This window comes from Luedemannella helvata (assembly GCF_039528415.1).
Lineage (GTDB): Bacteria > Actinomycetota > Actinomycetes > Mycobacteriales > Micromonosporaceae > Luedemannella > Luedemannella helvata.
Window position 1 is genome coordinate 1 of record NZ_BAAALS010000057.1, and the last position, 10929, is coordinate 10929.

Consider the following 10929-nt stretch of genomic DNA (forward strand, 5'->3'; position numbering starts at 1 on the left):
CATCGCACGCGAAATCCACCACGCCCTCACCGTTGACAAACCATAGGAGCATCACCTTCAGCGGCATCGCTGAAGGTGCGCTTCGGGCCTGGGGGCCGCCCGGTCAGGCGGTCGCGAGCTTCGCGCGGATCTCGTCCATGTCCAGTTCGCGGACCTGCTTGATGAGCGCCTCGAGGATCGACTCCGGCAGCGCGCCGGCCTGCGAGTGCACGATCACGCCGTCGCGGACCATCATGATCGTGGGGATCGACCGGATATTGAACTCGCGCGCCGTGTTCGGGTTGGCCTCGGTGTCGAGCTTGCCGAAGACGATGTCCGGGTGCTTCTCGGACAGCTTCTCGTAGGTCGGGGCGAACCGCTTGCACGGGCCGCACCAGTCGGCCCAGAAGTCGATGAGGACGATGCCCTCGCCGCTGGTCACCTTCTCGAAGTTGGCGTCAGTCAGCTCCGTGGTCGCCATGACGTGTGTCTCCGCTCGTTGTCCGGCGTGGACCGGCTCGTCGGCCCACGTGGGTGTCAACCGCCCGATCGCGCCGGACATTCCCCGTCACGGGCCCGGCGGCGCCGCGATGTGCCGCGGGTCACCCTGGGTGCCGCGGCGCGTCGTACGGGGCAAGATAGATGCGTGAGTACCCACGGCCAGCCCGTTTTCGTGTACGACGGCGACTGCGCGTTCTGCAGCAGTTGCGCACGGTTCATTCTGCGCCGGATCCCGACCCCGGCGCACGTCGCCGCGTGGCAGCATGTGGACATCGAGGCGTTGGGCCTGACCGAGGACGAGTGCGACGCGGCCGTGCAGTGGGTGACGAGCGACGCCGCGGGCCGCAGCGCGCACGTGAGCGGCCCGGCCGCGATCGCCGCGCTGCTGCGCAGCTCAGGCGGGGTCTGGGCGGGGCTCGGCCGGGTGCTGGGCGTCCGGCCCGTGCTGGCCGCCGCCAACCCGGTCTACCGGTTCATCGCCCGCCACCGCGACCGGATGCCCGGCGGCACCGCCGCCTGCGCCCTGCCCAACGCCGAGCGGATCCGGCTGCGGGCCACCACCGCCGACAGTGCGCCGGCCACCCCCGGCCCGGCCCGTCCCCGGCTCGACGCCTCCGGCATCACCGGCATCGGCGTCGGCCGGACGTCGGCCTAGCGCCCTGCGGGCCCACACGATCGGGCGCACCCGCTCCAGCGGCAGGAACGACGTCATCGCCACCAGGTGCGGGGCGAACGAGATCGTGATGGTCGCGAACGTGACCAGGTGGAACCCGTAGAAGTACGCCACGAAGTATGTGCGCCACCTCCCCCGGGTGAGGAAGATCAGCGGACTGAACAGCTCGAAGGCCATGATGCCGACCTGTGCGGCGATGAGGATGCCGGGCGCCGAGGTCAGGAAGTCCGTGAGCCAGGTGCCGCGCCGGATGATCGCCCGCATGAGCACCGAGCCGAACATCCAGTCGATGCCGCCGAAGCGCAGCTTGGCCCACGCGGCCAGGAAGTACGTCGCGACGACCGCGATCTGGGTGACCCGCAGGGCCCAGCCGGCGCGCTCGCTGAGGGCGCGGTCGCCGTGGCGGGCGGCGCCGACCGTGGGCAGGACGGCGAGCGCGACGAGGAACGCGAAGCGGTCGTGGTCGACCTTCCCGTAGCTCATCGCGATGATCATCCACTCGAAGTACAGCGCGAAGACCGTCCAACCGAGCAGGCGCGGCGCGCGGCCGGTGGCGGCGACGGCGGCGGTGACCACGAGCGCCGTGAAGACCGACCAGACCAGGGCGTACGTCGGGGTGGGCAGGTGCAGCAGGCGGCCGACGAACAACGGTTGGTAGAGGCTGCCCGGCACGTCGGCGTGGCCGCGCACCCACGGGGTGAAGATCGTGAGGTCGCCGACCACGAACAGGTAGACGAGCGTGCGGAAGGCGGCCACGCGCCCCTTGGGTACGGCCTCCGTGAGCCATCGCGTCAGGCCGGCTGCCATGTCGAGGCCACCTCATCCCGGTAGACGCCGGTCGGCTTGCCGCCGCGCAGTTCGTGCCAGCGGATGACGACCCGTACCTCGGTCAGCGCGGGCGCGGCCGGGTTGCGGTCGGCGTACGCCGCGGCGATCGAGTCCAACAGCGCGGGCTGGCTGCGCAGCTTGTCGATCTGGCCCTCTATCTCGGCGCGCTTGATGCCGGTGTTGGCCTCGGTCAGCAGGACCGTGGCCCCGGTGACGTCCGTGCCCTCGACCCGGGTGTCCGGCGCGGGGTCGTCGAGCCGGTTGACTCCGGCGTACATGCTGAACGGCCCGAACGGGAAGTGGTCGTCCGAGCCCCAGAGGGTGCCCGCCAGCAGGAGCAGGAGGCCGGCGATCGTGACGGCGACCCGGCTGCGTCGGGCGAGGGGGGTGAGGGTCTCCATGGCGACGATGAGCGTACCGGCCGGATCGCGCACCCCGTCGGCCCACTGTCGAATGTGGTCACGCTCCGTGCAAATTGCGAGGCGCAAACCCATGATTCAGTAACGGTTGAATAACTGTGACTCAGGTCTCCCTGGTTGCTCTTCACAGACTGTGACCAGGGCCGACAGAATGACTTTCACAAGCGTAGGCGGCGGGTGCCGGGGAGGGCCCCGCCGCTTGCTGCGTCTACGGGTGGGTTCGTCCGCACGGAGCGTCACGATAACCGTCAGTGATGACCCCCTATCGCCCGATCGACCATCATGACCTACCGGTTGCGGGGTTTCGGCACCCGCGCGCCGTCTGCGACACTCCCGGGGTTGTGCACACCCGGCGCACACCCCCCGGAGGAACCATGGGCCTCATCGGACGTCTCCTGGGCCGCCGGTCGGCCCGGTGGGAGCGGGAGTGGGCGGCTTACCCGGCCGACCCCGCCGACGAACCCCACATCTGCGTTGTCGACCTCGGCGCGGTCGCCGCTGCCCCGGTGACGGAACTGCCGATCCGCCTCGACGTCGAGGCGCGCTACCGACCCGGGCCGGACGGGATGCCCGACGAGGCGACCCAGGCCGACCTCGACCGCTTCGACGGCTCCCTCGACGCGGCCGTGCAGGCCCTCGGCGGCCAGGTGATCGGCCGGGTCACCGGCGGCGGCGCCCGCCGCAGCACCGCGCACCTGCCGGCCGAGCCGCAGGGCCCGCTCCCGCTGGCGGCCGGCCCGCTCCTGTCCGTCAGCACGGCGACGCAGTACGACCCGCAGTGGGCGTTCGTGCGCGACGAGCTGGCCCCGGACGAGCGGCAGGCGCACATCGTGAACGACCTGGCCCTCATCGCGGTGCTCGACGCGCAGGGCGACCAGCTCGCCGCGCCGCGCCCGCTCACCCACACGGCGTACTTCGACGGCACGGATCCGGCGCAGGGGGCGGCCGACGAACTGCGCACGATCGGGTTCGACGTCAGCGTCGAGCGCGACGACGAAGGGCTGTTCGCCCTCACCGCGGTGCGCACCGACCCCGTGCGCCCGCCGGCCGTCCACGAGGTCACCTGGTCGGTGAAGACGGCCGCGGACCGCCACGGCGGCAGCTACGACGGGTGGAGCTGCGCGCTCGTCGGGTGAGGCCGGAGCCGCTGGCGCGACCGAAGCCGGCACGATCCAGCCAGCTGGCTGAGCCGAGCTCATATGCGAGCAGCTCAGCAGGCTTATGCTGGCGGTGGGAGGTCGCCATGTCGCAGGAGTCTTCCGCCGCCCAGCCGCCCGTCGCGTTGGCCTTCGAGCGTGACGAGTGGGAGCTGCTCGTCACGCTGCCCCGCCGGGTCGTGATCGCGGCCACGTCGGCCGAGCTCGACCCCCCGGATCGTACGGTCGCCGAGGGCCTCGCCGGCCTGGAGGCGATCGCGGCCGGGCGATCGTCGCCCAGCCGGCTCGTCCGCGAGGTGGTGGCCTCGATCTACGCGGCCGACGACCGCGCCGAGCCCTCCGCCGAGGCCTTCCTGGATCCCGAGGCCGGCATCGCGCAGACCATGAACGCCTGCCGGCACGCCAACGACCTCCTCAAGCGCAAGGCCCGGTACGTCGACGCGGCGGGTTACCGCGCCTGGCTCGCCGAGGTGGCCGCCGCGGTCTGCGGCGCGGCCCGCACCGGGGGCGTGTCCTGGCTCAGCAGCGTCACCGTCACCCTCGCCGAGGGACGCTTCCTCGACGAGTTGGCCGCGGCGCTCGCCGACTGAGCCGCGCGCTGTCGCCCGTACGCTCGCGGGGTGGACAGTGAGCACGACGGCGCGCAGGTCGGGGTCGGGCCGTGGCCCGGCGCGTGGCCGTCCGACGGCCGCTACGACCCGGCGCTGCTGGCGGAGGGCGACCGGCGCAATGTCGTCGACCGCTACCGGTACTGGCGGCATGAGGCGATCGTGGCCGACCTCGACGCCCGGCGCCACGACTTCCATGTGGCGATCGAGAACTGGCAGCACGATCTCAACATCGGCACCGTGGTGCGCACGGCCAACGCGTTCCTCGCGCGTGAGGTGCACATCGTGGGGCGGCGGCGGTGGAACCGGCGCGGCGCGATGGTGACCGACCGTTACCAGCACGTGCGTCATCACGAGACGGTCGAGGCGTTGCTGGCCTGGGCGCGGCGCGCCGACCTGGTGGTCGTGGGCATCGACAATCTCCCCGGCTCGGTGCCGATCGAGACCGTGCACCTGCCGCGGCGCTGCGTGCTGCTGTTCGGCCAGGAGGGTCCGGGCCTGTCCGAGCCGGCGCGGCGGGCCGCGGCGCTCGTCTGTTCCATTTCCCAGTACGGGTCGACGCGCTCGATTAACGCAGGAGTTGCCAGCGGTATCGCGATGCACACCTGGATTCGGCAATACGCGGGGTCTCCTCCCGATACGGCTTGACGATCTTTCTTGAATCACGCACCGTAATCATGTGGGCGTGATGACGCGGTGCCCTCGATGTAGCGGCGGCGTCAGACCGCCGGATCTGGCAAGTTCGGAGTGGCGGTGTGACCGGTGCGGCGAGGTTGACCCCTTTTTCGTATCGGATCGAATATCCGCCGAAATCCTGAGTTCCGTTCGGGATCGAGTTGTCGCGGCCGACTCGCCGCTGCCCCTCTGGGTGCCCTGGCCGCTGCTCGCCGGATGGACCGTGTCCGGCGTCGGGTGGGTGGGCGACGAGCGGGTCCGGCCCCGCGCCACCGCGGTGGCGTGCTCCGGTCCGGCGCCACTCGGCACCGGCCCGGCCGACCTGGTGTTCGTGGCCGAGCGGCCGGGCACCGGGCTCGGCGCGGGCCTGGCCGGCCTGTCCGGACCGGACCCGGGCGACGGCCTGTGCGCGGCGATGAACGGCGCCGTGCCACATGCCAAAATCCGGGCTGCCGGACATCCGACTCCACTATGGTCCGTGCCGGCCGGCGATGGTCGCAGCGCGTACGTGGGGGCCGCCAAGGGGGTCTGGCTGTATGCCGTCCTGTGGCCCGCGGCGGCCGGCTACCTCCTGGCCGATCAGGTGTTTCTCCACGATTTGGCGGAAAGTATGCCCAGCGAGCTGGTCTTCGGCGCGCCTTCCCCGCATCTGTGCCCAACCGCGTGACACGGGCTTCGGTCACGTTGCCGAAGCGCTCCCTACCGATGGGTCACCTGCTACCGTATGAATCACTGCGGCCGAGCCAAAAGGGCCGCGGGGAGAGGGTGGACCTCGCCATGGTCAAGAAGATTCTCACGTGGGGCGCTATTGCGTTCCTGATTTTCTTTGTCGCATACCGTCCACAGTCGGCGGCGGACGTCTTCAAGTCCATTGGTGGCGGCATCATGGATATCGCCACGGGATTTGGTGACTTCTTCACGAGCCTGGTCACCTGATCGGGAACGATGGCCGACGAGTTTGATGGCGCTGGCGGCGGTCGTGATGAACGCCGCCAGGCGGATAGCGAACATCCCACTGAGCAACTTCCGCGTAACCGTGCCGGCTCTGGCCAGTCGATGCCGCCTGGCGGGGCCGGCGACACCACCGCCGACTACGACGCTCTGACCAACCCTCCTCCTCGTCCATCGTTCGACGACGATGACTTCGCCAACTACGACGGCGACATCTACGGCTCCGGCGCGGCGGCCGGCGGCGACGAGTTCGACCGCCCGGGCCAGCCGACCCGGCCCGGCGGCGCCAGCGACCTCGTCAACCGCTACCTGTTCCCGACGGAGCGGTTCCGCGGCGAGTGGCGCCGGCACTGGATCCACATTGTCAAGCGCCTCGGCCTCGCCGTGCTCGTCACGTTCGTGCTCGGCTGGGTCGCCGGCCTTCTCGGCAAGCACGACGTGCCGTACGGGATGGCCATCGCGGTCGTCGTCTGGTTCCTGCTGATCGGCTACCTGCTCTGGGACGTCCTGGAGTGGTACCTGTGCCGCTTCGTGCTGACCAACAAGCGGGTCATGCTCATCGAGGGCGTGTTCAACCGCACGGTCGCCATGATGCCGCTCGCCCGGGTCACCGACATGAAGTACACGCAGACCGCGCTCGGGCGCGTCCTCGGGTACGGCACGTTCGAGATCGAGTCCGCCGGTCAGGACCAGGCGCTGCGCAACGTGCAGAACCTGCCCAACCCCACCGACCTCTACCTGCAGGTCGTCGAGGAGATGTACGAGCCGGAGGCCTCCGAGGCCCGCCGGGCCGCCCAGGCCGACGGCACCTGATCGGATGCGCATTGACCTGCACACGCACTCCACCCGCAGCGACGGCACGCTGACGCCTGCCGAGGTGGTCGCGGCGGCTGCCGCCGCCGGCCTCGACGTGGTCGCCCTCACCGATCACGACACGACCGCCGGGTGGGCCGAGGCGTCCGCGGCGGCCGAGGCCGTGGGCATCCGCCTGGTCGGCGGCATCGAGATCTCCTGTCGCTGGTACGGGGTGGAGCCCGCGATCGCCCTGCACCTCCTGGCGTACCTGGTCGACCCGGCCGACGCCGCGCTGCACGCCGAGCTGGTCCGGGTGCGCGACGCGCGGGTGCACCGGGCCGAGCGCATGGTCGAGCTCATGCGCGCCGACGGCGTCGACGTGACGATGGACGAAGTGCGCGGGTACGCGGCCGGCGGCACGATCGGCCGGCCCCACCTGGCCCAGGCGCTCATCCGCCGGGGCATGGCCGGCACGGTTTCCGAGGCGTTCGCGCCGCACCTGCTCGGCGAGCGGTGGCGGCTGCCCAAGGACGATGTGGACGTGTTCCGCGCGCTCGATCTGGTGCGCGCCGCCGGCGGGGTGCCGGTGTTCGCCCACCCGCGCGCGACCGTACGCGGCCGGGTCGTGCCCGACGAGCTGATCGCCAAGATGGCCGCCGCCGGCCTGTTCGGCCTGGAGGCCGACCACGCCGACCACACGCCCGCGCAGCGCGCGGAGGTCCGCGCCCTGGCCGCCGACCTGGACCTCGTGGTCACGGGGTCGAGCGACTTCCACGGTGCCAACAAGACGATCCCGATCGGCGCCGACCTCACCGCCCCGGCCGTCTTCGAGGCCGTCCTCGCCGCCGCCCGCCCCTGACGGCGTGTCGCGGGCGAAGGAGATCGCCGTCCCCACGATCATGTGGGGGGCGGAAGGTGGACTGTGGACGTCAAGCTCTTCGGGGAGGTGTTCGTCACCCTCCTGGTGATCTCTGATCCACCGGGAATGGTGCCGATCTTCCTCGCGCTGACCGGCGCGATGCCGCCCCGCGAGCGGCACAGGGCGGCCTGGCAGGCGGTGGCGCTCGCCCTGGGCGTGATCGTCGTCTTCGCCGTGGGCGGCCGGCAGATCGTGGCCTATCTCGGCATCGAGGTGCCCGCGCTGCAGGCCGCCGGGGGCATCCTGCTGCTGCTCGTCGCGCTGGAACTGCTCACCGGCAAGGCGGACGACCCCACGAAGCAGTCGACCAGCAACGTCGCGCTCGTGCCGCTGGGCACCCCGCTGCTCGCCGGCCCCGGCATGATCGTGGCGACCATGCTCTTCACCGAGCGGGCGGAGGGCGTGCCCGGGATCGTCGCGATCTCGCTCGGCATCGTGCTCGTCCTGCTGCTGGTCTGGCTGACCCTCCGGTTCTCCGGCCTCATCGTGAAACTGCTGCGGCCCAGCGGCATCGAGGTGCTCACCCGCATCGCCGGCCTGCTGCTCGCCGCCATCGCGGTGCAGCTCGTGGCCGACGCGGTCGCCGCCTTCGTCAACGAGTACGTGCACCGGATCTGAGCCCGTGTCGCCCGGGCGCGCCGCCGGGTCGGAAGTGTCGGGCGTGGATGGCAGTATCGGTGCCGACGAGGGAGGACGGTGACCGATGGCTCGCGCGGCACGGGCGACGGGTGATGAGCAGCCGGGCCTGTTCAGCGCGCCGGAGCGGCTCTTTGTCTGCACGCCGAGCAAGCTTTCGGCGTACGAGGACTGCCCCCGGCGCTACCGGTACGCCTACGTGGACCGGCCGGCGCCGCCGAAGGGCCCGCCGTGGGCGCACAACTCCCTCGGCGCGAGCGTGCACACCGCGCTGCGGGCCTGGTTCGATCTGCACCCCGCGAAGCGGCGCCCGCAGGCCCTGCCCACGTTGCTGCGCGCCACCTGGGTGCGGGAGGGCTACCGCGACGACGCCCAGGAGCACGAGGCCTTCACGACGGCCGTGGGCTGGCTGGAGGCGTACGTGGCCGAGCTCGACCCCGGTTTCGAGCCGCTCGCCATCGAGCGCACGGTGGCCACGAAGACCGCCACGCTGGCGCTGTCCGGCCGGGTCGACCGCATCGACGAGCGCGGCGGCGAACTGGTGATCGTCGACTACAAGACGGGCCGGTCGCGGTTGGGGCCCGACGACGCGCGCGGCTCGCGCGCCATGGCGCTCTACGCGCTCGCGGCGTCGCGGGTGTTCCGCCGGCCGTGCCGCCGTGTCGAGCTGCACCACCTGCCCACCGGCACGGTCGCGGCGCACGAGCACACGGACGAGTCGTTGGCCCGGCACCTGCGTCGGGCCGAGGAGTCCGCGGCCGACGCGGTCGCGGGGGAGAAGGCGCTCGCCGCGGGCGCCGAGCCGGACGAGGCCTTCCCGACCAACCCGGGCGCGTTGTGCGGCTGGTGCGACTACCGGCGCTCCTGTCCGGCCGCGGCCGACGTGCCCGAGCGGCAGCCGTGGGCCTCGGTGGAGCGGCTCGCCGCGTCCGCCAGCGGTGACGATTGAGCGACGCCGGGCCCGCCACGCGTGCGCCTGGCGTGTGTACGCCTCTGCGTCGGCTCTTGCGCGCGGCCTGCCGCGCGCCTGGCGTGCCCCGCGTCTGCGTCGGCTCTTGCGCGCGGCCCGCCGCGCGCCTGGCGTGCCCCGCGTCTGCGTCGGCTCTTGCGCGCGGCCCGCCGCACGACGAACATGAGGACTCTTCATCTCGCGGCGCGGAGGTCCGGTGGGCGTTGATTCGGCCGTTTCCCCTGGTCGCGCCACCGTGCCGGCCGAACACCGGCGGGCCCGGGCGGCGGTCGCGGCCGCGTACGCGGTGCAGGGCCTCGGTTTCGCGGGCGTGGTCACCCAGGTGCCGGCGCTGCGCGACCGGTTCGGCTTCAGCGAGCTGGAGCTGTCCCTCGTGCTGCTGACCGTGCCGGTCGTCGCCGGGGTCGGCAGCGTCCTGGCCGGCGTACTCGTGCCGCGCCGGGGCAGCGGCCCAGTGCTGCGCGTCGCCGGCCCCGCGGTGTGCCTGGGCGTCGCCCTCGTCGGCGCGGCGACCTCGCTGGCCCTGTTCTTCCCCGCCGTCGCGCTGTTCGGCCTGGCGGTCGGCGCGGTCGACGCGACCATGAACATGCAGGGCGTCGCCGTCCAACGCCGGTACGGGCGCAGCATCCTCGCCTCGTTCCACGCCTGGTGGAGCATCGCCGGCATCGCGGTCACCCTGTTCACGGCGTTGACCGCCTGGCTGGAGTGGCCGCTGTGGCTGGCCATGGGCAGCGTCGCGCTCGTCGGCGGCGCCGTGGCGCTCGCGGCCGGGCCCTCGTTGGTCACCGACCGCCCCGCCCCGACGGCCGAGCCGCAGGTCGCGCTGCTCGACGGCCTGCCCGCGCCCGGCACCACGGAGGACCACCCCGTCGCCGCGCCGACGTCCGCCACGCGCGCCGCGATCAGGTGGACGCCCGTGGTGATGATCGGTATCGCCGTCATGATCATGTATATCGCCGAGTCGTCCGTGTCCAACTGGAGCGCCGTCCTGCTCGACGACGGGCTGCACGCGGCGGCCGGCGTGGCGCCCCTGGGCTACGGGGCGTACCTGGTGTGGCAGTTGATCGGCCGCGTCTTCGCCGACCGGGTCGTCGGCTGGATCGGGCCCCGCGCCACCGTCGCCGCCGGCGCCGTGCTCGGCGCGATCGGCTTCGCCGCCGTGGCCACGGCCCGGGTGCCGTGGCTCGCCATCATCGGGTTCGCCGTCGTGGGGCTCGGCTTCTGCGTCATCGTGCCGCTCTCGTTCTCGGCCGCTGGCGCCCTCGACCCGACCGGCAGCGGCGTGGTGATCGCCCGGGTCAACCTGTTCAACTACGCGGGCTTCGTCGTGGGCAGCGCGCTCATCGGGATCGTCGGCGAGGAGGTGGGCGTACGCGCGGCCTTCGTCGTACCGGCCATCCTGGCGCTGGCGATCGTGCCCCTGGTGGCCGCGTTCCGCATCCGCCCGGCGACCTGACCGCCCGCTGCGCCCGACTTCCCGCGCCCCCGGGTCCCGCGCACCTCAACGCGTACACGGCGTCCCCGCGTGCACCGCGTCCCGGCGCGCCTCCGCGCGTGCGCCCGTATCCCCGCGCGCCTCCGCGCGTGCGCCCGCCGCTTGCGGATGCAAGGTGCGCACTTTGGCGGCTACGGGAGGCTCGGAAGCAACCAAACTGCGCACCTTGCAGGGATGGCAGGGCACTCCGAGGCGCTCGTCGGTCCGGCGTACCCCAGGCTCCCGTGGCACCTGCGCGAGATGTGCCTGCGCCGCCCGCCCACGGATACAAGGTGCGCAGTGAGGATGGTGGGGTGACTGGGCGGGTCGGCTGACTCGCAAAA

Annotated in this window: 13 protein-coding genes and 1 pseudogene; 11 read left to right on the forward strand and 3 right to left on the reverse strand. The window is 72.2% G+C overall.

The features are described from left to right. Positions 1 to 103: 103 nt before the first annotated feature. The gene (gene trxA / locus ABD191_RS28045; protein ID WP_344088689.1) at positions 104 to 460 is read right to left on the reverse strand and encodes a thioredoxin; all 357 of its coding nucleotides are present in this window, start codon (positions 458 to 460) and stop codon (positions 104 to 106) included. 192 nt (positions 461 to 652) lie between these two features. Between trxA and ABD191_RS28050 the strand changes: the two are divergent. After that, positions 653 to 925 (forward strand): annotated as a pseudogene (locus ABD191_RS28050) (DCC1-like thiol-disulfide oxidoreductase family protein); the annotation flags it as partial. Here the strand turns inward: ABD191_RS28050 and ABD191_RS28055 are convergent. Continuing rightward, a complete protein-coding gene (locus ABD191_RS28055; RefSeq protein WP_344088692.1) occupies positions 875 to 1960 on the reverse strand; it encodes an MFS transporter permease in 1086 nt (361 codons plus the stop codon). The pseudogene ABD191_RS28050 and the gene ABD191_RS28055 overlap by 51 nt on opposite strands. Continuing rightward, on the reverse strand, positions 1945 to 2475 hold the full coding sequence (locus ABD191_RS28060; protein WP_344088695.1) for a hypothetical protein: 531 nt from the start codon (positions 2473 to 2475) through the stop codon (positions 1945 to 1947). The genes ABD191_RS28055 and ABD191_RS28060 overlap by 16 nt, the downstream gene beginning before the upstream one ends. A gap of 299 nt (positions 2476 to 2774) precedes the next feature. On the opposite strand from ABD191_RS28060, the gene ABD191_RS28065 reads away from it, so the two are divergent. The 10 genes from ABD191_RS28065 (at position 2775) to ABD191_RS28110 (ending at position 10567) form a co-directional block, all read left to right on the forward strand. Further along, positions 2775 to 3536: a DUF695 domain-containing protein gene (locus ABD191_RS28065; protein ID WP_344088698.1), complete on the forward strand. Its 762-nt coding sequence runs from the start codon at positions 2775 to 2777 to the stop codon at positions 3534 to 3536. 107 nt (positions 3537 to 3643) lie between these two features. After that, a complete protein-coding gene (locus tag ABD191_RS28070; protein WP_344088701.1) occupies positions 3644 to 4147 on the forward strand; it encodes a hypothetical protein in 504 nt (167 codons plus the stop codon). A 30-nt stretch (positions 4148 to 4177) separates the two neighbouring features. Beyond that, entirely contained in the window at positions 4178 to 4813 is a 636-nt protein-coding gene (locus ABD191_RS28075) for a TrmH family RNA methyltransferase (protein WP_344088704.1), read from the forward strand. Between the two features lie 40 nt (positions 4814 to 4853). Continuing rightward, positions 4854 to 5507 (forward strand): DUF6758 family protein, encoded by a 654-nt coding sequence (locus tag ABD191_RS28080; protein ID WP_344088723.1) that lies wholly within the window; start codon positions 4854 to 4856, stop codon positions 5505 to 5507. Between the two features lie 98 nt (positions 5508 to 5605). Continuing rightward, complete coding sequence (locus ABD191_RS28085) at positions 5606 to 5776, forward strand: hypothetical protein (RefSeq protein ID WP_344088726.1); 171 nt, start codon at positions 5606 to 5608, stop codon at positions 5774 to 5776. Positions 5777 to 5896: 120 nt separating this feature from the next. After that, positions 5897 to 6604: a PH domain-containing protein gene (locus ABD191_RS28090; protein ID WP_344088707.1), complete on the forward strand. Its 708-nt coding sequence runs from the start codon at positions 5897 to 5899 to the stop codon at positions 6602 to 6604. Between the two features lie 4 nt (positions 6605 to 6608). Next, positions 6609 to 7445 carry a PHP domain-containing protein gene (locus ABD191_RS28095; RefSeq protein WP_344088711.1) on the forward strand — a complete coding sequence of 279 codons (837 nt, stop codon included), beginning with the start codon at positions 6609 to 6611 and terminating at the stop codon, positions 7443 to 7445. 63 nt (positions 7446 to 7508) lie between these two features. Continuing rightward, a complete protein-coding gene (locus tag ABD191_RS28100; RefSeq protein WP_344088714.1) occupies positions 7509 to 8123 on the forward strand; it encodes a MarC family protein in 615 nt (204 codons plus the stop codon). 85 nt (positions 8124 to 8208) lie between these two features. After that, the gene (locus tag ABD191_RS28105) at positions 8209 to 9090 is read left to right on the forward strand and encodes a RecB family exonuclease (protein ID WP_344088717.1); all 882 of its coding nucleotides are present in this window, start codon (positions 8209 to 8211) and stop codon (positions 9088 to 9090) included. A gap of 217 nt (positions 9091 to 9307) precedes the next feature. Continuing rightward, complete coding sequence (locus ABD191_RS28110) at positions 9308 to 10567, forward strand: MFS transporter (RefSeq protein WP_344088720.1); 1260 nt, start codon at positions 9308 to 9310, stop codon at positions 10565 to 10567. Positions 10568 to 10929: the final 362 nt, after the last annotated feature.